The organism is Mycobacterium sp. 852013-51886_SCH5428379 (assembly GCF_001665575.1).
Taxonomy (GTDB): Bacteria; Actinomycetota; Actinomycetes; order Mycobacteriales; family Mycobacteriaceae; genus Mycobacterium.
Genome location: NZ_LZSU01000042.1, coordinates 203,192 through 226,852 on the forward strand (window position 1 = coordinate 203,192; position 23,661 = coordinate 226,852).

Here is a 23,661-nt window from a genome sequence, read left to right on the forward strand (position 1 = left end):
TCATGGACCGGTTGGACGACACCGATGAACGCATTCTCGCGGTGCTCGCCGAACACGCCCGCGCGACGTACGCGGAGATCGGCCAGCAGGTGAATCTGTCCGCGCCCGCGGTGAAGCGGCGCGTGGACCGCATGCTCGACGACGGCGTCATCCGGGGTTTCACCACGGTGGTCGACCGCAACGCGCTCGGCTGGCGGACCGAAGCGTTCGTGCAGGTCTTCTGCCACGGCGCGATCGCGCCGGCCGAACTGAGGGCGGCGTGGATCGCCATCCCGGAGGTCGTCAGCGCGGCGACCGTGACCGGTACCGCCGACGCGATTTTGCACGTGCTCGCCCGCGATATGGGCCACCTCGAAGACGCACTGGAACGTATCCGGGCCGCCGCGGACATCGAGCGCAGCGAGAGCATCGTGGTGCTGTCGAACCTGATCGAACGCGCCCTGCCCGAGGTCGCCGATCAGGCCTCCGAACAGTAGGGGGGCGTACCGATCGCGCGCCCCATCGTGTAGAACCAGCACGTGAGCACATCTGCAGGTGTCGTCATCGTGGGCGGCGGGCTGGCCGCGGCGCGTACGGCTGAACAGCTTCGACGTTCGGAGTACGCCGGACCGGTCACGATCGTCAGTGACGAGGACCATCTCCCGTACGACCGGCCGCCGCTGTCCAAAGAGGTACTGCGAAGCGAGGTCGACGACGTCACGCTCAAGCCCGCGGAGTTCTACGCCGAGAACGACATCACCATGCGTCTGGGCGCGGGTGCGACCGCAGTGGACACCGCCGCGAAGACGGTGCGGCTCACCGACGGAAGCGACGTCCCCTACGACGAGTTGGTGATTGCGACGGGCCTGGTGCCCAAGCGCATCCCGTCGTTCCCGGACCTGACCGGTATCCACGTCCTGCGGTCGCTCGACGAGAGCATCAAACTGCGCGAGGAGGCCGGATCGGCGCGCCGCGCGGTCGTCATCGGCGCCGGCTTCATCGGCTGCGAGGTGGCGGCGAGCCTGCGCAAACTCGGCGTCGACGTGGTCCTCGTCGAGCCCCAGCCCGCGCCGCTGGCCTCGGTGCTCGGGACTCAGATCGGCGAGTTGGTCGCCCGTCTGCACCGAGCTGAAGGTGTCGACGTGCGCTGCGGGGTCGGGGTCAGCGAGGTCAGAGGCGAGGACAAGGTCGCCTCGGTCGTGCTCTCCGACGGCTCCGAGGTCGAGGCCGATCTCGTCATCGTCGGCATCGGGTCGCGTCCGGCCACCGACTGGTTGGACGGCAGCGGCATCGCTCTCGACAACGGTGTGGTGTGTGACGCGGAGGGGCGGTCCAGCGCGCCGAACGTCTGGGCCATCGGCGACGTCGCGTCGTGGCGCGACACGGTCGGAAACCAGGTGCGCGTGGAACATTGGAGCAACGTGGCCGATCAGGCCCGGGTGCTGGTGCCCGCGCTGCTCGGCAAGGACATCGCACCGACGGTCTCCGTGCCGTACTTCTGGAGCGACCAGTACGACGTCAAGATCCAGTGCCTCGGGGAGCCCGAGGCCGACGACGTCGTGCACATCGTCCAGGACGACGGCCGTAAGTTCCTCGCCTACTACGAGCGCGACGGGATCGTGGCGGGTGTGGTCGGCGGCGGCCTGCCGGGCAAGGTGATGAAGGCGCGGGTGAAGATCGCCAACGGCGCCCCGATCGCCGACGTCCTGGGATAGTGGCGATCTACGCGAAACAGCATTCCGGGTTGCGAAGCCGGTCGCCTCGCCATCCGGAATGCTGTTTCGCGGCCAAATCACTCAGAATTCGCCGAGGTAGAACCGACTGCCCTGGTCGTCGACGCATTCGGCCATCAGACCGTAGGGCTGACGCGCGGGCCGCTGCAGCACGGTTCCGCCCGCGGCGGTGACCCGTCGCACCGCGTCGTCGATATCGGCGACCGTCCACATCGGCACCGTGGCCGGGGCGCTGGATCCGCCGGCGACACCGGTCATCGGGTGCGGGCCGTCGACCTGCCAGCCGTCTTCGACGCGGCCGGGCTCGAAGGTCCAGAACAGCAGTCCGCTGTAGAACTCCCGGAACCGCCCGGAATCGGCGACCTCGTGGGTGATGTACGAGAGTTGGCCCGGTGCACCGCCGTTGAGATCCGGACGCGGTGTGCCCGAGGCCGGTTCGAACACCGCAAACGGATTGCCCTGGGAGTCGACGGCCTCGAGCACGGTGCCGATGTCGGAATCGGTGACGGCGCCGACCTCGCCGCCGGCATCCATGATGGATTGCCGCGCGCCGGTCAGGTCGGTGACGGCGTAGCAGCACAACAGCGTGCTGCGCTCGGTCGTGGGGTGGATACCGATGCGCTGCCCGACGTTGGTGACGCGACCGGTCTGGCTGTCGTACACCCAGCCCAGCACGTGGCCGTAGAAGGCCGCCGCCCGGTCGGCGTCGGGTGTCCACAGTGCGACGTATCCGACGTCGCCGTGCTGGATCGGCGTCGCCGCGCCCGTCACCGGACCGGACAGCATCCAGCGGTGCCCGAAGGGGTCGATGACGGCCGCCGACCGGGCGCCGTGGTCCTCGTACGGTTCGCGCTGTACGTGCGCGTCCCGCTCGCGGGCCCGTCGCAGTGCGGCGTCGGTGTCGGGGACCTGCACCATCAGGCTGACCGAGACATGTTGGGGCGCAGGCGCAGCCAGCCCGATCTCCGGATATTCGTCGGCGAGGTAGAGCACTCCGCCCGCCAGGGCCAGCTCGGCGTGGCCGATACGGCCGTCGTCCATCACGATCGGTGCGCCGACCAGCGTCGCGCCGAACACGTCGACGTACCAGTCGATCGCGGCGCGGGCGTCGGCGACGGTGAGGTAGGGCAGTGCGGCCGGTCGTGGGAGTGCGGACTCGTCAGCTGCAGTGGTCGACCGCATCTCGGCGATCGCGGTATCGGTTCCACTCATCTCGATTTCTCCTGTTCTGTCGGGGATGCGCAGCGCCGCCTCCAGTCGCGCCCGCAATGCGGCCGCGAACGCCGGGTCGGGCGCCACCGGGAGGTCCCCGCCGCGCAGCGCCGTCAGCGGATCTCGCTGGTCGGTCATGGGAGCCCTCCCTCCGGATAGTGCGCACGGAACGCGCGGCGGGCGCGGACCAGCAACGCCTCGGTGGCGTGCACGGTGCGGCCGATCAGTTCGGCGCATTCGGGGACCGAACAGTCGTCGAGATAACGCAGTGCCAGCACGGTGCGGTGCTGCTCGGGCAGTCGCGCCAGCACGCTCTCAGCGACGATCCGGTCCAGTTCGGCGTCCCAATCGTCCTCCGGCGGGCCGGGTTCGGGCACCTCCGGAACCGGCACGCTGAACCGGTCGTGCCTGCGGCGGTAGTGGTCCGCCAGTTTGTGTCGCGCCACCCCGATCAGCCACGGCACGCTCAGCGGCGGCGCGGCGTCGCGCCTGGCGGCGTCCATCGCCGCCAGGAAGGTCTCCGACGTCAGGTCTTCGGCCGTTCCGCGGTCGGGGCACCGTCTGACGAAGTACCCGTACACGATCGGCAGGGCTTCGTCGTAGAGCGCCAGCAGGGCCCGCGGAGCGTCGGTGCCGTCAGGTTCGGCGCTCACACCCTCATCGTCGCCGTCCCGGACGAAACTCCGACGCCGATGAGCGAAGTTTTTTTCAGGGCGCGTCGTCGAGGGCGCGCAGGCCGTGGCTGACGGTGTCGAACGCGCCGGCCAGCGACTGGGCCAGCGACACCGATTCGTCGGCGAGCCACTGCTCGTAGGCCGACAGCGCGACGCCGAGCATCGTCCACGCGACGGTCTGCGGAACCAGGTCGGAGTCCTTGGCCCCCAACCGGCGGGCGACGAATGCGGCGATCACCCCGCGCCAGCCCGCGTACATCGTCATTGAATGCGCCTGCAGCGCATCGGTCTGCAGGATCACCCGCATCCGCTGGCGGTGCCTGGCAGTCTCTGCTTCGTCGAAGTCATTGAACGCCAACAACGCAGCGCGCAGCGCGGCGCCGATCGGGACCTCCGGATCGACCCCGTCGAGCAGGCGGCGCATGTGGTCGAGGTGCGAGTCGAAGTCGCCCCACGGGATCGCGTTCTTCGACGGGTAGTAGCGGAACAGCGTGCGCCGGGCGATGCCTGCGGCCGCGGCGACATCGTCCACGCTCACCTCGTCGAAGCCGCGGGCGGCGAACAGGTCGAGGGCGGCATCGGCGATGTGGTCCTGGGTGGTGGACGGGCGACGGCCCAGTCGGGGCGCGGACTGGTGTTCCATGGGCCCGCCCTTCCGTTTGTGCACTCGATGCCATATTGTAGGCGACCTAGGTCACACTTCCGTGGACCCTACGCGACGAAAGGCAGCGAACATGGAGCCGAATCAGCACGTCGAGGACACCGAGCTCGTCACCGAGACCCTCGTCGAAGAGGTGTCGATCGACGGGATGTGCGGGGTCTACTGACCGTGACAGTCCCCGATTCGGACTCGACCGTCCGCGGGGTCACCTTCGACCCCGATCTGCCCTGGCGGCTGCATCCTCAGGTGGCAGTGCGCCCGGAGCCGTTCGGGGCACTGCTCTACCACTTCGGGACGCGCAAGCTGTCGTTCCTGAAGAACCGGACGATCGTCGAGGTGGTCAGCTCGCTGGCCGACCACCCCGACGCTCGATCCGCCTGCCGCGCAGCCGGAATCGACGATGCAGCGCTGGCGCCCTATCTGCACGCACTCGGCGTGCTGGTGACGTCCCAGATGCTCGTCCGCGAGGAGAAGTCATGACATCCGTTCTTCCTGCCCCGAGCGGCGCGCCCGTGCCCCGCCTCATCGACCAGTTCGAGCGCGGTCTCGATGCGCCGATCTGCCTGACGTGGGAGCTGACCTACGCCTGCAACCTGGCGTGCGTGCACTGCCTCTCGGCGTCGGGCAAACGCGATCCGCGCGAGCTGTCGACCCAGCAGTGCAAGGACATCATCGACGAGCTCGAGCGTATGCAGGTGTTCTACGTCAACATCGGTGGCGGGGAACCGACTGTGCGCCCGGACTTCTGGGAGCTGGTGGATTACGCCACCGAGCACCACGTCGGCGTGAAGTTCTCCACCAACGGCGTCCGCATCACCCCCGAGGTGGCCGCGAAGCTGGCCGCCAGCGACTACGTCGACGTGCAGATCTCGCTCGACGGCGCGACCGCCGAGGTCAACGACGCCGTGCGGGGCACGGGCTCCTTCGCGATGGCGGTGCGCGCCCTGGAGAACCTTGCCGCCGCCGGATTCTCCGACGCCAAGATCTCGGTGGTGGTCACCCGCCACAACGTCGATCAGCTCGACGACTTCAAGGCGCTGGCCGACCGCTACGGCGCCACGCTGCGGATCACGCGGCTGCGTCCCTCCGGTCGGGGCGCCGACGTGTGGGACGAACTGCACCCCACCGCCGAGCAGCAGGTGCAGCTCTACAACTGGCTGGTGGCCAAGGGTGAGCGGGTGCTCACCGGAGACTCGTTCTTCCACCTGTCCGGCCTGGGGGCGCCCGGCGCACTGGCGGGGCTGAACCTGTGCGGTGCGGGCCGGGTGGTCTGCCTGATCGATCCGATCGGCGACGTGTACGCCTGCCCGTTCGCCATCCACGACAAGTTCCTGGCCGGAAACATCCTGTCCGACGGCGGTTTTCAGAGCGTCTGGCAGAACGCGCCGCTGTTCCGTGAGCTGCGCGAGCCGCAGTCGGCCGGCGCCTGCGGCGGCTGTGCGCACTACGACGCATGCCGCGGCGGATGCATGGCCGCGAAGTTCTTCACCGGTCTGCCGCTGGACGGACCTGACCCTGAATGCGTCGAAGGCTACGGCGCTCCGGCGCTGGCCGCCGAACGCGTCAAACCCAAGCCCAGTGGTGACCATTCCCGCGGCACCAAACAATCGCCGGGGCGCGGGCCGGTCCCGCTCACGCTCCTGGCGCCGCCCTCCAAGCCGCCCGCGCGGCTGTGCAACGAAAGTCCGGTGTGACCATGGCCCGCGACAAATGGTTCGAGACCGTCGCGATCGCGCAGGAACGTGCGCGCAAGCGACTCCCCAAATCCGCCTACGGCGCGTTGATCGGCGGCAGTGAGAAGGGGCTGACGGTCAACGGGAACAACGAGGCGTTCAACGAGATCGGCTTCGCACCCCATGTCATCGGTGCGGTCGCCAAACGCGATCTGGCGACAACCGTTATGGGCCAGGAGATCTCGCTGCCCGTGCTGATCTCGCCGACCGGCGTGCAGGCCGTGCACCCTGACGGTGAGGTCGCGGTCGCCCGTGCGGCCGCAGCACGCGGCACCGCGATGGGTCTGTCGTCGTTCGCCAGCAAGCCCATCGAAGAGGTCGTCGCGGCCAATCCGAAGCTGTTCTTCCAGATCTACTGGCTGGGCGACCGCGACGCCATTGCCGCCCGCGTCGAGCGGGCCCGCGCCGCCGGGGCCGCCGGACTTATCCTGACCACCGACTGGAGCTTCTCGCACGGGCGGGACTGGGGCAGCCCGAAGATCCCCGAGCAGATGGACATCAAGACCATGGTCAAGATGAGCCCGGAGGTCCTGACCAAGCCCCGTTGGCTGTTGCAGTGGGCCAAGACCATGGGGCCGCCCGCCCTGTCGGTGCCGAACCAGTCCGCGAAGGGGGAGGCGGGTCCGCCGTTCTTCCAGGCCTACGGCGAGTGGATGGGTACGCCCCCGCCGACCTGGGAGGACGTCGCCTGGCTGCGCGAACTCTGGGGCGGGCCGTTCATGCTCAAGGGTGTCATGCGCGTCGACGACGCCAAACGTGCTGTCGATGCTGGTGTTTCGGCCATCTCGGTGTCGAACCACGGCGGGAACAACCTCGACGGAACCCCGGCGTCGATCCGGGCGCTCCCCGTGATCGCCGACGCCGTCGGCGATCAGGTCGAGGTTCTGCTCGACGGCGGTATCCGCCGGGGCAGCGACGTGGTCAAGGCTCTGGCGCTGGGCGCCCGTGCGGTGATGATCGGGCGGGCCTACCTGTGGGGTCTGGCCGCCGAGGGACAGACGGGTGTCGAGAACGTTCTCGACATCCTGCGCGGGGGCATCGACTCGGCGCTGATGGGGCTCGGCCGCGCGTCGGTGCACGATCTGGGACCCGGCGACGTCCTGGTGCCCGACGGCTTCACCCGCGCGCTGGGCGTCCCGGCCGACGGGGCGTAATCCGTCGGCGCTGTGACGGAGGTGGCTGGCGGGGCGGACGTGACCGCGAACGGCGCTTCTGAGCAGCCGGGTCCGAAATCAATCCCTGCGGTTGCGCCAACAATCGGCGCACGCCTGGTGAATTCGGCTTACCATCGGCGGGTGGTTCTCCCCAACGAGCTTGGGAACTCGACGTCGAGGCAGCTGCACAGCACGTCGCCTGCGTTGATCGTTCCAGTGGGTTCGACCGAACAACACGGTCCCCACCTGCCGTTGGACACCGACACCCGCATCGCGACGGCAGTGGCCGGCGCGACCGCGGGTCTGCTCACCGATACCGGGCAGACGGACTGGATGGTCGCGCCCGCGATCGGATACGGCGCCAGCGGCGAACACGAGGGCTTTCCGGGCACCATCTCGATCGGTACCTCGGCCCTGCAGGCCGTCCTCGTCGAGTACGGCCGCTCGGCGATGAACTGGGCGTCGCGCCTGGTGTTCGTCAACGGTCACGGCGGGAACACCGAGGCACTGCGTGCGGCCACCGCCCTGCTGTGCGAGGAAGGCCGCGACGCCACCTGGTGCCCGTGCATCGCCGCGGACTCCGACCCCCACGCCGGCCACACCGAAACGTCTGTTCTGCTGTACATCTCGCCGTCGGACGTCAACCTGACCGAACGGCGGCGCGGGAACACCGCACCGCTGAGCGAGCTCATGCCGGCGATGCGCCGCGGCGGAGTGGCCGCGGTGAGCGAACTCGGGGTGCTCGGTGACCCGACCACCGCGACCGCGGCCGAGGGCGCCCGGATCTTCACCGAGATGGTGCAGGGCTGCACCGACCGGATCGTCCGGTGGAACCCCGGTCCCGACGGGATGCTGAGGTGACCGGGCCGCGACTACCGGACGGGTTCGCGGTGCAGGTGGATCGGCGGGTCAAGGTGCTGGGGGAGGGCGCGGCCCTGCTCGGCGGGTCGCCCACCCGACTGCTCAAGCTCGCCCCGGCCGCGCAGACCATGCTCACCAGCGGCCGCCTCGAGGTGCACGACGCGCAGAGCGCCCAGTTGGCACGCACGCTGCTCGACGCGACCGTGGCCCATCCACGCCCCGCCGGTGGACCGTCGCACCGCGATGTCACCGTCGTCGTCCCGGTCCGGGACAACGCTGCGGGTCTGCACCGGCTGCTGACCTCGCTGCGCGGGCTGCGCGTGATCGTCGTCGACGACGGCTCCGCGATCCCCGTCCAGCAGAGCGACTTCGGTGAGTTGCACTGCGACGTCACGGTTCTCAGACACGAGGACAGCTTGGGTCCGGCCGCGGCGCGCAACATCGGCGCCCGAGCCTGCACCACCGACTTCATCGCGTTCCTGGACTCCGACGTGGTGCCGCGGCGAGGCTGGCTGGAGGCTCTGCTCGGCCACTTCTGCGATCCGGCCGTCGCGCTGGTCGCGCCGCGCATCGTCGGACTCGAGCCCGCAGGCAATCTGGTGGCGCGGTACGAGGCGGTGCGCTCCTCGCTCGACCTCGGACAGCGCGAGGCACCCGTGGTGCCGTACGGTCCGGTGTCCTACGTGCCCAGCGCCGCCATCATCTGCAGGCGCCGCGTGCTCGAGGAGGTGGGCGGCTTCGACGAGTCGCTGCGTTCCGGTGAGGACGTGGATCTGTGCTGGCGGTTCGTCGAGGCGGGGCAGCGGTTGCGCTACGAGCCGATCGCGCTGGTGGCCCACGAACACCGGACCGGCCTGCGGGAGTGGTTCGTGCGCAAGGCCTTCTACGGCGAATCGGCCGCACCCCTGTCGGTGCGCCATCCCGGCAAGACCGCGCCGCTGGTGATCTCGGGCTGGACCCTGGTGGTCTGGGTGCTGATGGCGATGGGCTCCTGTCTGGGATATCTGGCCTCGGTGCTCGTCGCCGCGTTCACCGCGCGGCGGGTGGCCACCTCGCTGCGGCCGGTGCAGACCGAACCCAAACAGGTCGCCGCGGTCGCCGCCCGCGGACTGTGGTCCGCCGCGCTGCAGCTGGCCTCGGCGCTGTGCCGGCACTACTGGCCGATCGCGCTGCTGGCGGCGGTGCTGTCGCGACGGTGCCGGCAGACCCTGCTGGTGGCCGCCGTCGTCGACGGGGTGGTGGACTGGGCGTCCCGGCACGGCAACGCAGACGACGACACCAAACAGGTCAGCCTTCCGGCGTATCTGCTGCTGCGGCGTCTCGACGACATCGCCTACGGTCTCGGGTTGTGGACCGGTGTGGTCCGCGAACGACATCTCGGTGCGCTCAAACCCCAGATCCGAACGTAGCCGCCGTGCACAGTGATGTGCTGATAGTCGGCGCCGGAAGTGCCGGATCAGTGTTGGCAGAACGCCTTTCCGCAGATTCCCGGTGCCGGGTGACCATCCTCGACGCAGGTCCCGCGCCCACCGATCCGCGCGTCGCCGCGCACATCAGCGACGCCCTGAGGCTGCCGATCGGTACCGCCAGCGCGGTCGTGCGACATTATCGGACCACCCTCACCGAGTCGCCGCCGCGGCACACGCACATCATGCGCGGCGCGGTCGTCGGCGGATCGGGTGCGGTCAACGGCGGCTACTTCTGCCGCGGGCTGCCCGCCGACTTCGACGGCTGGGGACTGGCCGGGTGGACGTGGCCCGACGTGCTGCCGCACTTCCGCGCCATCGAGAACGACCTCGACTTCGCCGGTCCGCTGCACGGTGACAGCGGACCGATCACGGTCCGGCGGGTCCGCGAGTTCGACGGCTGTACCGCATCGTTCGTCGCGGCGGCCGAAGCGGCCGGACACCCCTGGATCGACGATCTGTCCGGTGGCGACAGCGCCGCGCCGCTGCCCGCCGGCGTGGGAGCGGTACCGCTCAACATCGACAGCGGCACCCGGGTGGGACCGGGCGGAGCGTTCCTGCAACCGGCGCTGAACCGGGCGAACCTGACACTGCTACCCGACACCCGCGCAGTGCGGGTGCGGTTCGATTCCGGCCGCGCGGTCGGTGTGGAGTGCGTGGGTCCGGACGGCGCGCAGTTACTGTCGGCCGACCGCATCGTGCTGTCCGCCGGAGCGATCGGCACCGCGCAACTGCTGATGCTGTCCGGCGTAGGTCCGACGGAGATGTTGCGTCAGTTGGGTATTCGCGCGCTTGCGGACCTGCCGGTCGGCGTTGCAACGGTCGATCATCCAGAGTGGGTGATCCCGGTGGGCTGGACGCCGACGCGTGGGGTGCCACCCCTGGAGGCGCTGCTGACGACCGACGCCGGCGTCGAGATCAGGCCGTACACAGCGGGTTTCGAGGCGATGGTGCACGGCCATCGCGACGATCCGCTGGATCGTCCGCACATCGGTGTGGCGCTGATGCGGCCCAGGGCGCGTGGCCGGGTGATGCTCGTGTCCGCCGATCCGCTGACGCCGCCGCTGGTCGAACACCGCTACGACACCGAACCTGCCGACGTCGACGATCTGACCGTCGGCGCCGACATCGCCCGCGACATCGTCAGCGGCACGGTCGATTTCGGTGATCCCTCCTGGTCCACGTCACAGCATCTCGCCGGCACTGCCCCGATGGGCGACGACGGCGACCCTAGGGCTGTCCTCGACAATCGTTGCCGCGTAAGGGGAGTCGACGGACTCTGGGTGGTCGATGGATCGATCATGCCCGCCATCACCAGCCGCGGGCCGCACGCCACGATCACGATGATCGGGCACCGCGCGGCCGAGTTCGTCAGTGGCTGAGAGGACCGAGGGCCTCCGCGAGCCGGGTGGCCGCCGCGACGCCGTCGAAGACCGGGACACCGAGACGCTCCCGCAGCGGTCCGGCGAAGCGCGCCATCGCCGCGCAGCCGAGCACGATCGAGCGGCTGCCGTCCTCACGCAGTGCGCGCTCGCACAGTTCGCCGATCGGGTCGATGGTGCGGGGATCGGAGTCGATACGCAGCACCGGGATGTCGCAGGCGTACACGCCCAGACACTGGTGCGGGGCGCTGCTCGCGCGGCCGTGCCTGCGCCTCCCGGATGACGTCCAGAAGATGTGGAACACAGCGGTGTTCGTCGGCGGCGATCGCCGAGGTCATCGACGCCGTGGTGTTGGGATTCACCAGGAGCAACCGCACCCGGCCAGGATAGTGCGCCGCCGCGTCAGTCGTCCGTGTCGCGGGCCAGGCGTTCCCGCACGATCCGCAGCTGCCTGCCGTCGCGGCCCGGCGCCCACACCCCGACGAAGACCGCCGCGACGAGAACCAGGCCCGCCAGCACCGACAGGGACAGGTCCATCGCGGACAGGAACGCCCGCTGCGCCTCGAGGGCGAGCGAGTCACCCGCGGGGCCGAGTTTCTCGGCCACCCCGAGCGCCTGGGCCAGGGAGTCCATTGCGGGCCCGCGCGCAGCTTCCGGGAACGCCTCGAGGGCCGGCCGCAGGACCGCCTGGTAGTGCGCAGCGAGAACGGACCCCGCCGCGGCGATGCCCAGCGCGGCACCGACCTCACGGGTCGTGTCGTTCACCGCCGACGCGACACCCTGCTTGTCGTCGGGGACGGCGTTCATGATCGCCGACGTCGTCGGAGCGGTACAGAAGCCGATCCCGGTGCTGATGATCAGCAGTGGCCACGCGAGATCGATGTAGGGCGAACCGATGTCGAGCACGCGCATGCAGACCAGCCCGACGGCGATCGTGGTCAATCCGACGACGAGCGCGGCACGCAGACCGATGCGGGGGAGCCACAGATGCGTGGTGCCGCCCAACGCGACGACGGGGACCACCAGCGGCGCCAACGCGAGAGCCGTCTTGAGCGCGCTGTACTCCATGACGAGCTGCATGTGCTGCATGACCACGAAGAAGAAGCCGAAATTCGCGGCGAAGAGGAAGACGATGCCGATCGCGCCGGTCGCGAAATCCGGGCGGCGGAACAGCCGCACGTCCAGCAGCGGGTGGCGGCGGCGCACCTGCACGACGGTGAACGCGGCGGCCAGCGCGAGCCCGCCCGCTATGCAGCCCCACACCGACGGGTGCGCCCAGCCGCGGATCGGCGCCTCGATGACGCCGAAGACGAAGACCGCGACCGCGGCCGCGACGAGTGCGCCACCGAGCCAGTCGATCGGCTTGCCCGTCTCGTCGCGGGAAGACGGGATGGTGCAGGTGATGGCGAAGAGAACGGCCGAGGCGATCGCGAACGCCCAGAAGATCGACTGCCATTCGAAGTAGTTCAACAGGATGCCGGTGCCGAGGAACCCCGCGACCGCGCCGGCGCCCACGACACCGGACCAGATGCCGACGGCCTTGTTGCGCTCGGCTTTCGGCCAGGCGGCGGTCAGCAACGACAGGGTGGCGGGCATGATCAGCGCCGCGCCCGCCCCCGCGAGGCAGCGACTGAGGATGATCTCCATTGGGCTGTCGAAGTGCAGCGGCGCCAGGGAAGCGACGGCGAAGATCACCAGGCCGGCCAGCAGGGCGCCGCGGCGACCGTAGCGGTCGCCGATCGCGCCCGCGGGCAGCAGCAGACACGCCAGTACCAGGGTGTAGCCGTCGATCACCCAGGTGAGTTGGGTTTGGGTGGCGGAGGTCTCCAGCGCCAGATCGGGCAGCGCGGCGTTGAGGGCCACCATCGAGGCCACCACCATGAGCACGTCGAGGCAGGCGACGGTGAGCAGCCAGTTCCTGGCCCGAGATGACAGTTCGGTCATCTTCGGGTCGGTAGGCTGGTCGGGCCGGGTCAAGGTGTTCGCCATGCGCCCTCCGGGGCTCGGGTTAGGTTCGAGACTATTGGTCTCGTACCGAGACGAACAGTCTTATAGCCCGCGAGGAGACGATGCAAACGATGTCGGACGTGTCGGGTGACCCCAGACCGGCACGCTCGCGGGCCCGGTTGCTCGAAGCCGCCACCACGCTGCTGCGGGCCGGTGGGCCGAGCGCGGTCACCATCGACGCCGTCACCCGGACGTCGAACGTGGCCAGGGCCACGCTCTATCGGCATTTCTCCAGCGCCAACGACCTGCTGGCGGCCGCCTTCCAGAGCCTGCTGCAGCCGGCGCCCATGCCTCCGGAAGAGGGCGATCTGCGGGATCAGCTGATCGCGGTCGTCGTCGGCTGGGCCGAGGCGATCGCCGAGGTGCCGACCACACTGGCCGCGATGACGTGGCTGGCGTCCGGGCCGGATCTGGGGCCGTGGGCCGAGGCGCGGGAGGCCGGCCGCGACGGCGAGGCCGGGTGTGCGGTTCGGACGCTGCGCGAACGCATCCTGCAGCTGTACTCGGCGCCGTTCGACGCGATCTTCGACGGTCCGAACGCCGACCGGCTCGACCTGGGGCGGCTGCAGCGCATCGAGGTCATCGCGCTGCTCATCGGGCCGTTGATCCTCGGCCGGATGAGTACGCTGGCCGACTTCGACTACACGGCGTGCGCGGAGGCGGCCGTCGACGGCTTTTTGGCCGTCCACGGCCGGCCGTCCGGTGTCACCGCAGCGAGTACCGAACAGGCAGGTGTTTGAGCCCGCCGACGAACGTCGTCGCCGACAGTTCGGGCGTTCCGGCCAGCTCGATCGATTCCAGCCGGGGCAGCAGCTCGGTGAACAGGCTGTTGATCTCCATGCGGGCCAGCGCCGCTCCCAGACAGAAGTGCACGCCGTAGCCGAAAGCCAGGTGCTTGTTCGGATCTCGGCTCACATCGAACCGGAACGGCTCGTCGAAGATCTCCTCGTCCCGGTTGCCGGAAACGTATGCGAGGTAAACACTTTCGCCCTTGGCGATCGGCACGCCGCGCACCTCGGTGTCCTCGGCGGCGGTGCGCATGAACTCTTTGACCGGGGTGGACCAGCGGATCATCTCCTCGACCGCCGTGGGCATCAGATCGAGGTTGTTCTGTAGCCGGGTCAGCTCACCCGGGTTCTCGATCAGCGCGTGCAGGCCGCCCGAAATCGCGTCCTTGGTGGTGTCGTGGCCGGCGCTGGCGACGATTACGTAGTACGAGAGCGTGTCCATGTCCGACATCGGTTCGCCGTCGACCAGGCCGTTCGCGATCGCCGAGGACAGGTCGTCGGTCGGGTTCTCGCGCCGCGACGCGGTCAGCGCCGAGAAGTAGTTGAAGAAATCGGTCAGTACCGCCATCTGCTCTTCGGGCGTGGTGCCCCGCTTGTACTCGTCGTCATCCCCGCCGAACATCTCCTGGGTCAGCATGTGCATCCGGCCGAAGTCGTCTTCGGGCAGGCCGAGCAGCGACAGGATCACGTACAGCGGGAAGTTCACAGCGATCTCGGTGACGAAGTCGCATTCCGGGCCGATGTCGCGCATGGTGTCGACGTAGCGCTTGGCGAGTTCGTCGACGCGTACCTTCAAGTCCCGCATGGCTTTCGGTCGGAACCAGTCCGCACCGATGGCCCGCACCTTGCGGTGGTGCGGGTCGTCCATGTGGATCAGCGTGCGCAGCCCGAGCCCCATCTCCTGCTGCGCCTTGGCCAGATCGTCGGCCTCAGCGGTGGCCAACAGCGGCCGCGGTTCGGACAGGAACAGGTCGTTGGCCCGCTCGACGGCCATGATGTCGGCGTGCTTGGTGATCGCCCAGAACGGGCGGTACGGCCCGTGGTCGACGTAGGCGACCGGTTCGTGGGCGCGCAGGTACGCCAACGCCGTGTGCAGGCGGTCGTCGTCGGCGTACGCCGACGGGTCGGCGAGGACTTTCGCGGCCTCCTGCGCATCCTGGGCCGTCGTCGACGTGGTCATCGCGCTCCTCACACAGCTGTTCTTGACGGGTGTCAACGACAGCCTATGTGATCGGCGCCACTGCGCCGGCGAATCAGCGCAGTGAGTACCGGATCGGCAGGTGTTTGAGCCCGCCGACGAAGATCGTCGCGATGAATTCCGGGTCGCCGGCCAGCTCGATCGAGTCCAGGCGCGGCAGCAGTTCGGTGAAGAAGCTGTTGATCTCCATCCGGGCCAACGCGGCGCCGAGGCAGAAGTGCACGCCGTAGCCGAACGACAGGTGCTTGTTGGGGTCGCGGCCGACGTCGAAGCGCTCCGGGTGATCGAAGATGTCCTCGTCCCGGTTCGCCGAGACGTAGGACAGCAGGACCGACTCGCCCTGTTTGATCGGCACGCCGCGCACCTCGGTGTCGGCGGTGGCCGTGCGCATGAACTCCTTGACCGGGGCGGTCCAGCGGATGATCTCCTCGACCGCGGTGCCCATCAGTTCCGGGTGCGCCTTCAGCCGCGCCAGCTGATCCGGGTTCTGGATCAGCGCGAGCAGTCCGCCGGAGATGGCGGCGCTGGTGGTGTCGTGGCCGGCGCTGGCGACGATCACGTAGTACGACAGGCAGTCGATGTCGTTGAGGTACTCGCCGTCGAGTTTGGCGTTGGCGATCGCCGAGGCCAGATCCTCGGTGGGGTTCTGGCGGCGTTCGGCGGTCAGCGCGGTGAAGTAGCGGAAGAAGTCGGTGATGACCTCGTGCAGCTCCTGCGGGCTCTTACCGCGGGTCAGTTCGTCGTCGTCGCCGCCGAACATCTCCTGGGTGAGTTTGAGCATGCGGCCGAAGTCGGACTCGGGCAGGCCGAGCAGCGACAGGATCACGTACAGCGGGAAGTTGACGGCGACCTCCTGGACGAAGTCGCATTCGCCGCCCTTCTCCACCATCTTGTCGACGTAGATCTTGGCCAGCTCGTCAACGCGGGTCTTCAGCGCGCGCATGGCCTTCGGGCGGAACCAGTCCGCACCGATCTTGCGGATGTCGCGGTGCAGCGGATCGTCCATGTGGATGAGCGTGCGCAGTCCGCCGCCTGCGGCGAGGTTGGCCTGCGACAGATCGTCGGTCGCGGCGGTGACCAGCATCGGGCGCGGCGCGTTGATCCACAGATCGTTCGCGCGCTCGATCGCCATGACGTCGGCATGCTTGGTGACGGCCCAGAACGGGCGGTAGTCCGGGACGTCCACGTAAGCCACCGGCTCGTGGGCCCGCAGATGGGCCAGAGCGGCGTACAGCCGGGCCTCGTCGGTGTAGGCCTTGGGATCGGCCAGTACGCTCGCCGCGTCGTCGATGGTCGGGCTGCTCATAGTTCCTCGCTCGGTGAACTTGACGGGTGTCAAAAGCGAGCTTATGTGATCGTCGACACGATTGCGAACCAGGGTGCCCGCCGTCGTCAGTAAGGTCGGAAACGTGCCGCCCGGACCGGTTCGCCTGCCCTGGCTGCCTGCGTTGATCCTCGCGTTCGTATTGATCGTCGGCTGCACCTCCGGCGCGGCGCCCGAGCCGCCAGAACCAGAATCGGACCCGGCCGTCGTGCACACCGCCGCCGGAGTCCTGCGCGGAGTGGTCGCCGACGACCACCGGTTTTTCGCGGGGATCCCGTATGCCGCGCCGCCCGTCGGGCCGCTGCGCTTCCGGCCGCCCGAACCTTCGCGCGGCTGGGCCGGCGAACGCGACGCCACCCGGGCCGGACCCCGCTGCGTGCAGAACCCCGGCCCCGATCCGGAATTCGGCACCAACACCGACGAGGACTGCCTGAGCCTCAACGTCTGGACGCCGCCGGTGTCGGAGCAGAAGCGGCCGGTGATGGTGTGGATCCACGGCGGTGCCTTCGTCAACGGCAGCAGCAACGTCTACGACGCCCGGTGGCTGGCCGCGCGCGGCGACATCGTGGTCGTCACCGTCAACTACCGGCTCGGCACCCTGGGCTTCCTCGCGCACCCGGCGCTCGGCGCCCCCGGCGACGTCGGCAATTACGGGCTGGCCGATCAGCAGGCGGCGCTGCGCTGGGTCCGCGACAACATCTCCGCATTCGGCGGCGACCCGCAGAAGGTGACGCTGGCCGGTGAGTCCGCGGGCGCGATGTCGGTGTGCGACCACCTCGTCGCTCCCGCGTCATCCGGGCTGTTCCGCGCCGCCGTCATCCAGAGCGGACCCTGTCAGGCCCAGGCTGACCTGCCGACCGGAGAGCAGCGCAGCCTCGACTACGCCGCAGGCGTCGGCTGCGGCGACCCCGCCACGGCGGCGGACTGCCTGCGCACCCTGCCCACCGACAAACTTCGCAGGCCGGTGTGGTTCTACGGGATCGGCGCCGACGAGCTGGCCGGGCCGGTGACCGGGTCGGCGGTGCTGCCGACGGCCCCGCCGGTGGCGTTCGCCGAAGGGGCGGCGGCCCGGTTGCCGGTGCTGATCGGGACCACCCGCGACGAATTCACCCTGTTCGTCGCCCTGCGGTATCTGCAGGAGGGGCAGCGCTACACCGCCGAGGAGTATCCGGGTCTGCTGGCCGACACCTTCGGACCGAACGCCGGCGCGGTGGCGGCCCGCTACCCGCTCGAGCGGTACGACAGCCCCGCCCTGGCGTACGCGGCCGCGGTGACCGACGGCGCATTCGCGTGTGTTAGCGACCGGATGGCCCGCGACCTGTCCGCGCACCAGCCCGTCTACGCCTACGAGTTCGACGACCGCCAGGCGCCTGCGCCCGAGCCGCTGCGCACCCTGCCGTTCCCGGTCGGGGCCAGTCACTCCCTGGAGCTGCGGTATCTGTTCGACGTCGGCGGCGCACCGCCGCTGTCGCCGGCGCAGCAGACGCTGTCCGACCAGATGATCGACTACTGGAGCAGCTTCGTCGCCGACGGCGTCCCCGCTTCGGCCGACGGACCCGCCTGGCCGCGGTTCGGTTCGGACCCCGTCGGCGGCCCGTACCTGTCTCTGCGCCCCGACGGAAATCAGGTGACTACGGGCTTCGCCGACGAGCACCAGTGCGGGTTCTGGGCCTCTCTGGAGGGCTGAACCGGGCAGCTGCTGGGCCGCTCGGGAGGCCGTCCGGGAGGATTTGGATGAGCCGCCGATCTGGGGCATACTGTTCGGGTTGCCTTGAGCCGGGTCGGTGGCTGTTCGAGACCGTCTGGCCGAGGCATACGACCTGCGCCCCCAGCGGGCGCATCGGTCCCAGACTACGAGCGTGACGGATTTCCCGGCGCGATCGAGTGCGCGTAGGGCGACACACCCGACCGCGGGGGCCGGTGGACCACAGACAGGTAAACAGCGGCGGCAACAGCCAGCGCGCGTTGCGAGGCGGCCCTCACGGGTGCGGTCAAACGGCGAGCGCAACGGACACCAGTCCGTGCTGGGATTCTCCCAGCGCGGACCACAAGCAGGAGTGAGGTAGGAAAAGCGTGGCGGGACAAAAGATCCGCATCAGGCTCAAGGCCTACGACCACGAGGCCATCGACGCCTCGGCGCGCAAGATCGTGGAGACGGTCACCCGTACCGGTGCCAGCGTGGTGGGCCCGGTGCCGCTGCCGACCGAGAAGAACGTGTATTGCGTCATCCGGTCTCCGCACAAGTACAAGGACTCGCGGGAGCATTTCGAGATGCGCACCCACAAGCGCCTGATCGACATCCTCGACCCGACTCCGAAGACCGTTGACGCACTCATGCGCATCGATCTGCCGGCCAGCGTCGACGTCAACATCCAGTAGGAGAGTTCAGAGAATGGCTAACAGTGCTAAGTCCGGCGCTCCGCGCCGCGGCATTCTGGGCACCAAGCTGGGCATGACGCAGGTGTTCGACGAGAACAACCGGGTCGTGCCGGTGACGGTCGTCAAGGCCGGCCCGAACGTCGTGACCCGGATCCGGACCACGGAGCGCGACGGCTACAGCGCGGTGCAGCTCGCCTACGGCGAGATCAGCCCCCGCAAGGTGACCAAGCCCGTCACGGGTCAGTACGCCGCCGCGGGTGTCAACCCGCGCCGCCACCTCGCCGAGCTGCGGCTCGACGACGAGGCCGCGGCCGCCGAGTACGAGCTCGGTCAGGAACTGACCGCCGAGATCTTCACCGACGGCGCGTACGTCGACGTCACGGGGACCTCGAAGGGTAAGGGTTTCGCGGGCACCATGAAGCGGCACGGCTTCAAGGGCCAGGGTGCCGCCCACGGCGCCCAGGCGGTGCACCGTCGCCCCGGCTCGATCGGTGGTTGCTCCACCCCGGGCCGCGTCTTCAAGGGCACCCGGATGTCCGGCCGCATGGGCAGCGACCGCATCACCACGCAGAACCTGCTGGTGCACAAGGTCGACGCCGAGAAGGGCGTGCTGTTGATCAAGGGCGCCATCCCCGGCCGCAACGGCGGTCTCGTCATGGTTCGCAGCGCGATCAAACGAGGTGAGAAGTAATGGCAGTCACGATTGACGTCCGCACCCCGGACGGCAAGACCGACGGCTCTGTGGAGTTGCCCGGCGAGCTGTTCGACGTCGAGCCGAACATCGCGCTGATGCATCAGGTCGTGAACGCGCAGCTGGCCGCCAAGCGGCAGGGCACGCACGCGACCAAGACCCGCGGTGAGGTCTCCGGCGGCGGTAAGAAGCCGTACCGGCAGAAGGGCACCGGCCGCGCCCGCCAGGGTTCGACCCGTGCGCCGCAGTTCACCGGCGGCGGCGTCGTCCACGGCCCGCAGCCGCGCGACTACAGCCAGCGCACCCCCAAGAAGATGATCGCCGCCGCCCTGCGCGGGGCGCTCTCGGACCGGGCGCGTAACGGCCGGATCCACGCGGTGACCGAGGTGGTGGCCGGCCAGACGCCGTCGACGAAGAGTGCGAAGACGTTCCTGTCGACGCTGACCGAGCGCAAGCAGGTGCTGATCGTCATCGGCCGCACCGATGAGACGGGCCTCAAGAGCGTGCGCAACTTGCCCGGTGTGCACGTGCTGTCGCCCGATCAGCTCAACACCTACGACGTGCTCAAGGCCGACGACGTGGTGTTCAGCGTCGAGGCGCTGAACGCCTACATCGAGGCCAACAGCAAGCAGGAGGTATCTGCGTAGATGGCAACCGTGACCGATCCCCGCGACATCATCCTCGCGCCGGTGATCTCAGAGAAGTCCTACGGGCTGATCGAGGACAACGTGTACACGTTCATCGTGCACCCGGACTCGAACAAGACCCAGATCAAGATCGCGATCGAGAAGATCTTCAAGGTGAAGGTCGACTCGGTCAACACCGCCAACCGGCAGGGCAAGCGCAAGCGCACCCGCTCCGGGTACGGCCAACGCAAGAGCACCAAGCGCGCCATCGTCACGCTGGCCGCCGGGAGCAAGCCGATCGACCTCTTCGGAGCTCCGGCCTGACGGCCGGGGATAGCAGAGAGACCTAGAGAATCATGGCAATTCGCAAGTACAAGCCGACGACCCCGGGTCGTCGCGGTGCCAGCGTCTCCGATTTCGCCGAGATCACTCGCTCGACTCCGGAGAAGTCGCTGGTGCGCCCCCTGCACGGGCACGGTGGCCGTAACGCCCACGGCCGCATCACCACTCGTCACAAGGGTGGTGGCCACAAGCGCGCCTACCGCGTCATCGACTTCCGTCGCCACGACAAGGACGGCGTCAACGCCAAGGTCGCACACATCGAGTACGACCCGAACCGCACCGCGAACATCGCACTGCTGCACTACCTGGACGGCGAGAAGCGCTACATCATCGCGCCGCAGGGTCTCAAGCAGGGCGACGTGATCGAGCAGGGCGCCAACGCCGACATCAAGCCCGGCAACAACCTGCCGCTGCGCAACATCCCCGCGGGCACCGTGATCCACGCCGTGGAGCTGCGCCCCGGTGGCGGCGCCAAGCTGGCCCGCTCGGCCGGCGTCAGCATCCAGCTGCTGGGCAAGGAGGGCACCTACGCCTCCCTGCGTATGCCCAGCGGTGAGATCCGCCGCGTCGACGTGCGCTGCCGCGCCACCGTCGGCGAGGTCGGCAACGCCGAGCAGGCCAACATCAACTGGGGCAAGGCCGGCCGTATGCGGTGGAAGGGCAAGCGTCCCACCGTCCGTGGCGTCGTCATGAACCCGGTCGACCACCCGCACGGCGGCGGCGAGGGCAAGACCTCCGGCGGCCGTCACCCGGTGAGCCCGTGGGGTAAGCCCGAGGGCCGCACCCGCAAGCCCAACAAGCCGAGCGACAAGCTCATCGTCCGCCGCCGGCGCACCGGCAAGAAGCGCTAGGCCGGAAAGGATTCCACGATGCCACGCAGCCTGAAGAAGGGCCCGTTCGTCGACGACCATCTGCTCAAGAAGGTCGACGTACAGAACGAGAAGAACAGCAAGCAGGTCATCAAGACCTGGTCGCGCCGGTCGACCATCATCCCGGACTTCATCGGACACACGTTCGCGGTGCACGACGGCCGCAAGCACGTCCCGGTGTTCGTCACCGAGGCGATGGTTGGACACAAGCTGGGCGAGTTCGCCCCCACCCGCACGTTCAAGGGTCACATCAAGGATGACCGGAAGGCGAAGCGCCGGTAATGACTACGACGATTGAGTATCCGTCCGCGACGGCCGTCGCCCGCTATGTGGGCATCTCGGCCAGCAAGGCGCGCCGCGTCATCGACCTGGTCCGCGGCAAGAGCGTCGAGCAGGCCCTCGACATCCTGCGGTGGGCACCACAGCAGGCCAGCGAGCCGGTCGCCAAGGTGATCGCCAGCGCTGCGGCCAACGCCCAGAACAACGAGGGCCTGGATCCCGCCACGCTGGTCGTCGCGACGATCCACGCCGACGAGGGCCCGACCGCCAAGCGCATCCGTCCGCGCGCCCAGGGGCGTGCGTTCCGGATCCGCAAGCGCACCAGCCACATCACCGTGATCGTGGAGAGCCGGCCCAGCAAGCAGACGCGTCAGCAGGGCGCCTCGGCGAGTGCGGCACGTGCGCGTCGTGCGCAGGGCAGCAAGGCCGCTTCGACCAAGACGGCGGCTCCCACCACCAAGGCTTCCGCAGAAGCGAAGGAGGGCTCGGAGTAGTGGGCCAGAAGATCAATCCGCACGGCTTCCGCCTCGGTATCACCACCGACTGGAAGTCCCGGTGGTACGCCGACAAGCAGTACAAGGATTACGTCAAGGAAGACGTCGCGATCCGCCGTCTGCTGGCCACCGGTCTCGAGCGCGCCGGCATCGCCGACGTGGAGATCGAGCGGACCCGCGACCGGGTGCGCGTCGACATCCACACCGCGCGTCCCGGCATCGTCATCGGTCGCCGCGGCACCGAGGCCGACCGCATCCGCGCCGACCTGGAGAAGCTCACCAAGAAGCAGGTGCAGCTGAACATCCTCGAGGTGAAGAACCCCGAGTCGGTGGCCCAGCTCGTCGCGCAGGGTGTGGCCGAGCAGCTGAGCAACCGCGTGGCCTTCCGCCGCGCGATGCGCAAGGCGATCCAGTCCGCGATGCGCCAGCCCAACGTCAAGGGCATCCGGGTGCAGTGCTCGGGCCGCCTCGGCGGCGCCGAGATGAGCCGCTCGGAGTTCTACCGCGAGGGTCGCGTTCCGCTGCACACGCTGCGCGCGGACATCGACTACGGCCTCTACGAGGCCAAGACCACCTTCGGCCGCATCGGTGTGAAGGTGTGGATCTACAAGGGCGACATCGTCGGTGGCAAGCGCGAGCTGACCGCCGCCGCACCCGCCGCGGACCGTCCGCGTCGTGAGCGTCCGTCGGGCACCCGTCCGCGCCGCAGCGGCGCGTCAGGCACCACCGCGACGAGCACCGACGCCGGTCGTGCCGCCGAGGCTCCTGCGGTCGCGGAAGCGACTCAGGGCACCGAGGCCGCTGCGGGAGCAGCAGCCGAGACAACTGAGAATTCTGGGAGCTAGTCATGCTGATCCCTCGTAAGGTCAAGCACCGCAAGCAGCATCACCCGAGGCAGCGCGGCATCGCCAGCGGCGGCACCTCGGTGAGCTTCGGTGACTATGGCATCCAGGCACTCGAGCACGCCTACGTCACGAACCGGCAGATCGAGTCCGCCCGTATCGCCATCAACCGGCACATCAAGCGTGGCGGCAAGGTGTGGATCAACATCTTCCCGGACCGCCCGCTGACCAAGAAGCCCGCCGAGACCCGCATGGGTTCCGGTAAGGGTTCGCCGGAATGGTGGGTATCCAACGTCAAGCCGGGTCGCGTGCTCTTCGAGCTCAGCTACCCGGACGAGAAGACCGCGCGCGAGGCGCTGACTCGCGCGATCCACAAGCTGCCGATCAAGGCACGCATCGTTACGCGAGAGGAGCAGTTCTGATGGCAGTCGGCATTTCGCCTGGTGAACTGCGCGAGCTGAGCGACGACGAGTTGACCGAGCGTCTGCGCGATTCGAAGGAAGAGCTGTTCAACCTTCGCTTCCAGATGGCCACCGGTCAGCTCTCCAACAACCGCAGGCTGCGCACGGTGCGACAGGAGATTGCGCGCGTGTACACCGTGCTGCGCGAACGTGAGCTGGGTCTGGCTTCCGGACCCACGGGTGAGGAATCGTAATGGCAGAGAACAAGACCGAAAAGGGTCCGGCCCGCACGCCGCGGGCCGAGAAGCCGCGTAACCGCCGCAAGACGGCGATCGGCTACGTGGTCAGTGACAAGATGCAGAAGACCATCGTGGTGGAGCTGGAATCCCGTAAGAGCCATCCGCTCTACGGCAAGATCATCCGGACCACCACCAAGGTCAAGGCCCACGACGAGAACGGCGACGCCGGCATCGGCGATCGTGTCTCGCTGATGGAGACCCGACCGCTGTCGGCCACCAAGCGCTGGCGCCTGGTCGAGGTGCTCGAGCGCGCCAAGTAGGCATCCG

Annotated in this window: 29 protein-coding genes; 22 read left to right on the forward strand and 7 right to left on the reverse strand. The window is 68.8% G+C overall.

The window, feature by feature from the left end; genetic code table 11:
• The first annotated feature begins 2 nt into the window (after nucleotides 1-2).
• Together A5757_RS18310 and A5757_RS18315 are read left to right on the forward strand one after the other, a co-directional pair.
• Nucleotides 3-476, forward strand: coding sequence for an Lrp/AsnC family transcriptional regulator (locus A5757_RS18310; RefSeq protein ID WP_066836978.1), 474 nt, complete (start codon nucleotides 3-5; stop codon nucleotides 474-476).
• Between the two features lie 42 nt (nucleotides 477-518).
• Complete coding sequence (locus A5757_RS18315; RefSeq protein WP_066836671.1) at nucleotides 519-1,694, forward strand: NAD(P)/FAD-dependent oxidoreductase; 1,176 nt, start codon at nucleotides 519-521, stop codon at nucleotides 1,692-1,694.
• An 81-nt stretch (nucleotides 1,695-1,775) separates the two neighbouring features.
• On the opposite strand, the gene A5757_RS18320 is transcribed toward A5757_RS18315, so the two are convergent.
• The 3 genes from A5757_RS18320 to mftR are packed head-to-tail and all read right to left on the reverse strand — an operon-like array spanning nucleotide 1,776 to nucleotide 4,241.
• Entirely contained in the window at nucleotides 1,776-3,062 is a 1,287-nt protein-coding gene (locus A5757_RS18320) for a VOC family protein (RefSeq protein ID WP_066836673.1), read from the reverse strand.
• Nucleotides 3,059-3,577, reverse strand: coding sequence for an RNA polymerase sigma factor (locus A5757_RS18325; RefSeq protein ID WP_066836674.1), 519 nt, complete (start codon nucleotides 3,575-3,577; stop codon nucleotides 3,059-3,061). Before A5757_RS18325 ends, A5757_RS18320 begins: the two co-directional genes overlap by 4 nt.
• Nucleotides 3,578-3,632: 55 nt before the next feature.
• Nucleotides 3,633-4,241, reverse strand: a complete 609-nt coding sequence (gene mftR / locus A5757_RS18330) for a mycofactocin system transcriptional regulator (RefSeq protein WP_066836676.1) — start codon at nucleotides 4,239-4,241, stop codon at nucleotides 3,633-3,635.
• Nucleotides 4,242-4,332: 91 nt separating this feature from the next.
• Here mftR and mftA point away from each other — a divergent pair, with 91 nt between their 5' ends.
• The 7 genes from mftA (at nucleotide 4,333) to mftG (ending at nucleotide 10,855) form a co-directional block, all read left to right on the forward strand.
• Nucleotides 4,333-4,425: a mycofactocin precursor MftA gene (gene mftA, locus A5757_RS22955; RefSeq protein WP_082929551.1), complete on the forward strand. Its 93-nt coding sequence runs from the start codon at nucleotides 4,333-4,335 to the stop codon at nucleotides 4,423-4,425.
• Nucleotides 4,410-4,739, forward strand: a complete 330-nt coding sequence (mftB, locus tag A5757_RS18340; RefSeq protein WP_066836680.1) for a mycofactocin biosynthesis chaperone MftB — start codon at nucleotides 4,410-4,412, stop codon at nucleotides 4,737-4,739. Before mftA ends, mftB begins: the two co-directional genes overlap by 16 nt.
• Entirely contained in the window at nucleotides 4,736-5,953 is a 1,218-nt protein-coding gene (gene mftC, locus A5757_RS18345) for a mycofactocin radical SAM maturase (RefSeq protein ID WP_066836683.1), read from the forward strand. The genes mftB and mftC overlap by 4 nt, the downstream gene beginning before the upstream one ends.
• 2 nt (nucleotides 5,954-5,955) lie before the next feature.
• Nucleotides 5,956-7,146: a pre-mycofactocin synthase MftD gene (mftD, locus tag A5757_RS18350; protein WP_066836685.1), complete on the forward strand. Its 1,191-nt coding sequence runs from the start codon at nucleotides 5,956-5,958 to the stop codon at nucleotides 7,144-7,146.
• Between the two features lie 117 nt (nucleotides 7,147-7,263).
• Nucleotides 7,264-8,007, forward strand: a complete 744-nt coding sequence (mftE, locus tag A5757_RS18355) for a mycofactocin biosynthesis peptidyl-dipeptidase MftE (protein WP_082929552.1) — start codon at nucleotides 7,264-7,266, stop codon at nucleotides 8,005-8,007.
• Nucleotides 8,004-9,416: a mycofactocin biosynthesis glycosyltransferase MftF gene (gene mftF, locus A5757_RS18360; protein WP_066836686.1), complete on the forward strand. Its 1,413-nt coding sequence runs from the start codon at nucleotides 8,004-8,006 to the stop codon at nucleotides 9,414-9,416. Before mftE ends, mftF begins: the two co-directional genes overlap by 4 nt.
• A 5-nt stretch (nucleotides 9,417-9,421) precedes the next feature.
• Nucleotides 9,422-10,855 (forward strand): mycofactocin system GMC family oxidoreductase MftG, encoded by a 1,434-nt coding sequence (gene mftG, locus A5757_RS18365; protein ID WP_066836689.1) that lies wholly within the window; start codon nucleotides 9,422-9,424, stop codon nucleotides 10,853-10,855.
• Here mftG and A5757_RS23810 read toward each other — a convergent pair.
• Entirely contained in the window at nucleotides 10,845-11,081 is a 237-nt protein-coding gene (locus A5757_RS23810) for an aspartate/glutamate racemase family protein (protein ID WP_066836691.1), read from the reverse strand. The two genes, mftG and A5757_RS23810, sit on opposite strands and share 11 nt — an antisense overlap.
• A gap of 176 nt (nucleotides 11,082-11,257) precedes the next feature.
• Nucleotides 11,258-12,844: an MFS transporter gene (locus A5757_RS18375; protein WP_066836693.1), complete on the reverse strand. Its 1,587-nt coding sequence runs from the start codon at nucleotides 12,842-12,844 to the stop codon at nucleotides 11,258-11,260.
• 89 nt (nucleotides 12,845-12,933) lie between these two features.
• Between A5757_RS18375 and A5757_RS18380 the strand changes: the two genes are divergently transcribed.
• The gene (locus A5757_RS18380) at nucleotides 12,934-13,602 is read left to right on the forward strand and encodes a TetR/AcrR family transcriptional regulator (protein WP_066836695.1); all 669 of its coding nucleotides are present in this window, start codon (nucleotides 12,934-12,936) and stop codon (nucleotides 13,600-13,602) included.
• Here A5757_RS18380 and A5757_RS18385 read toward each other — a convergent pair.
• Together A5757_RS18385 and A5757_RS18390 are read right to left on the reverse strand one after the other, a co-directional pair.
• Nucleotides 13,568-14,830 carry a cytochrome P450 gene (locus tag A5757_RS18385; protein ID WP_066836697.1) on the reverse strand — a complete coding sequence of 421 codons (1,263 nt, stop codon included), beginning with the start codon at nucleotides 14,828-14,830 and terminating at the stop codon, nucleotides 13,568-13,570. The genes A5757_RS18380 and A5757_RS18385 overlap by 35 nt on opposite strands.
• A gap of 73 nt (nucleotides 14,831-14,903) precedes the next feature.
• The gene (locus A5757_RS18390; RefSeq protein WP_066836699.1) at nucleotides 14,904-16,154 is read right to left on the reverse strand and encodes a cytochrome P450; all 1,251 of its coding nucleotides are present in this window, start codon (nucleotides 16,152-16,154) and stop codon (nucleotides 14,904-14,906) included.
• A 103-nt stretch (nucleotides 16,155-16,257) separates the two neighbouring features.
• On the opposite strand from A5757_RS18390, the gene A5757_RS18395 reads away from it, so the two are divergent.
• The 12 genes from A5757_RS18395 (at nucleotide 16,258) to rpsQ (ending at nucleotide 23,654) form a co-directional block, all read left to right on the forward strand.
• On the forward strand, nucleotides 16,258-17,859 hold the full coding sequence (locus tag A5757_RS18395; protein WP_066836983.1) for a carboxylesterase/lipase family protein: 1,602 nt from the start codon (nucleotides 16,258-16,260) through the stop codon (nucleotides 17,857-17,859).
• A 386-nt stretch (nucleotides 17,860-18,245) separates the two neighbouring features.
• The gene (gene rpsJ, locus A5757_RS18400) at nucleotides 18,246-18,551 is read left to right on the forward strand and encodes a 30S ribosomal protein S10 (protein WP_003883485.1); all 306 of its coding nucleotides are present in this window, start codon (nucleotides 18,246-18,248) and stop codon (nucleotides 18,549-18,551) included.
• Between the two features lie 13 nt (nucleotides 18,552-18,564).
• Complete coding sequence (gene rplC, locus A5757_RS18405) at nucleotides 18,565-19,242, forward strand: 50S ribosomal protein L3 (protein ID WP_066836701.1); 678 nt, start codon at nucleotides 18,565-18,567, stop codon at nucleotides 19,240-19,242.
• A complete protein-coding gene (gene rplD / locus A5757_RS18410; RefSeq protein ID WP_066836703.1) occupies nucleotides 19,242-19,889 on the forward strand; it encodes a 50S ribosomal protein L4 in 648 nt (215 codons plus the stop codon). Before rplC ends, rplD begins: the two co-directional genes overlap by 1 nt.
• Nucleotides 19,890-20,192, forward strand: coding sequence for a 50S ribosomal protein L23 (gene rplW, locus A5757_RS18415; RefSeq protein WP_066836705.1), 303 nt, complete (start codon nucleotides 19,890-19,892; stop codon nucleotides 20,190-20,192).
• A gap of 32 nt (nucleotides 20,193-20,224) precedes the next feature.
• A complete protein-coding gene (gene rplB / locus A5757_RS18420; RefSeq protein ID WP_066836708.1) occupies nucleotides 20,225-21,061 on the forward strand; it encodes a 50S ribosomal protein L2 in 837 nt (278 codons plus the stop codon).
• Nucleotides 21,062-21,079: 18 nt separating this feature from the next.
• Nucleotides 21,080-21,361: a 30S ribosomal protein S19 gene (gene rpsS / locus A5757_RS18425; RefSeq protein WP_025738376.1), complete on the forward strand. Its 282-nt coding sequence runs from the start codon at nucleotides 21,080-21,082 to the stop codon at nucleotides 21,359-21,361.
• Nucleotides 21,361-21,852: a 50S ribosomal protein L22 gene (gene rplV / locus A5757_RS18430; protein WP_066836710.1), complete on the forward strand. Its 492-nt coding sequence runs from the start codon at nucleotides 21,361-21,363 to the stop codon at nucleotides 21,850-21,852. Before rpsS ends, rplV begins: the two co-directional genes overlap by 1 nt.
• Entirely contained in the window at nucleotides 21,852-22,697 is an 846-nt protein-coding gene (gene rpsC, locus A5757_RS18435) for a 30S ribosomal protein S3 (protein WP_066836712.1), read from the forward strand. Before rplV ends, rpsC begins: the two co-directional genes overlap by 1 nt.
• A 2-nt stretch (nucleotides 22,698-22,699) precedes the next feature.
• A complete protein-coding gene (rplP, locus tag A5757_RS18440) occupies nucleotides 22,700-23,116 on the forward strand; it encodes a 50S ribosomal protein L16 (protein WP_066836715.1) in 417 nt (138 codons plus the stop codon).
• Nucleotides 23,116-23,349 (forward strand): 50S ribosomal protein L29, encoded by a 234-nt coding sequence (gene rpmC, locus A5757_RS18445; protein WP_066836717.1) that lies wholly within the window; start codon nucleotides 23,116-23,118, stop codon nucleotides 23,347-23,349. Before rplP ends, rpmC begins: the two co-directional genes overlap by 1 nt.
• On the forward strand, nucleotides 23,349-23,654 hold the full coding sequence (gene rpsQ, locus A5757_RS18450) for a 30S ribosomal protein S17 (protein WP_066836719.1): 306 nt from the start codon (nucleotides 23,349-23,351) through the stop codon (nucleotides 23,652-23,654). The genes rpmC and rpsQ overlap by 1 nt, the downstream gene beginning before the upstream one ends.
• Nucleotides 23,655-23,661 lie beyond the last annotated feature (7 nt).

Coding starts and splice junctions, on each gene's coding strand:
- A5757_RS18310 (WP_066836978.1), top strand. CDS start 3: ATGGACCGGTTGGACGACACCGATGAACGCATTCTCGCGGTGCTCGCC.
- A5757_RS18320 (WP_066836673.1), bottom strand. CDS start 3,062: ATGACCGACCAGCGAGATCCGCTGACGGCGCTGCGCGGCGGGGACCTC.
- mftR (WP_066836676.1), bottom strand. CDS start 4,241: ATGGAACACCAGTCCGCGCCCCGACTGGGCCGTCGCCCGTCCACCACC.
- mftA (WP_082929551.1), top strand. CDS start 4,333: ATGGAGCCGAATCAGCACGTCGAGGACACCGAGCTCGTCACCGAGACC.
- mftC (WP_066836683.1), top strand. CDS start 4,736: ATGACATCCGTTCTTCCTGCCCCGAGCGGCGCGCCCGTGCCCCGCCTC.
- mftD (WP_066836685.1), top strand. CDS start 5,956: ATGGCCCGCGACAAATGGTTCGAGACCGTCGCGATCGCGCAGGAACGT.
- A5757_RS18375 (WP_066836693.1), bottom strand. CDS start 12,844: ATGGCGAACACCTTGACCCGGCCCGACCAGCCTACCGACCCGAAGATG.
- A5757_RS18380 (WP_066836695.1), top strand. CDS start 12,934: ATGTCGGACGTGTCGGGTGACCCCAGACCGGCACGCTCGCGGGCCCGG.
- A5757_RS18385 (WP_066836697.1), bottom strand. CDS start 14,830: ATGACCACGTCGACGACGGCCCAGGATGCGCAGGAGGCCGCGAAAGTC.
- A5757_RS18390 (WP_066836699.1), bottom strand. CDS start 16,154: ATGAGCAGCCCGACCATCGACGACGCGGCGAGCGTACTGGCCGATCCC.
- rplC (WP_066836701.1), top strand. CDS start 18,565: ATGGCTAACAGTGCTAAGTCCGGCGCTCCGCGCCGCGGCATTCTGGGC.
- rplD (WP_066836703.1), top strand. CDS start 19,242: ATGGCAGTCACGATTGACGTCCGCACCCCGGACGGCAAGACCGACGGC.
- rplW (WP_066836705.1), top strand. CDS start 19,890: ATGGCAACCGTGACCGATCCCCGCGACATCATCCTCGCGCCGGTGATC.
- rplB (WP_066836708.1), top strand. CDS start 20,225: ATGGCAATTCGCAAGTACAAGCCGACGACCCCGGGTCGTCGCGGTGCC.
- rpsS (WP_025738376.1), top strand. CDS start 21,080: ATGCCACGCAGCCTGAAGAAGGGCCCGTTCGTCGACGACCATCTGCTC.
- rplV (WP_066836710.1), top strand. CDS start 21,361: ATGACTACGACGATTGAGTATCCGTCCGCGACGGCCGTCGCCCGCTAT.
- rplP (WP_066836715.1), top strand. CDS start 22,700: ATGCTGATCCCTCGTAAGGTCAAGCACCGCAAGCAGCATCACCCGAGG.
- rpmC (WP_066836717.1), top strand. CDS start 23,116: ATGGCAGTCGGCATTTCGCCTGGTGAACTGCGCGAGCTGAGCGACGAC.
- rpsQ (WP_066836719.1), top strand. CDS start 23,349: ATGGCAGAGAACAAGACCGAAAAGGGTCCGGCCCGCACGCCGCGGGCC.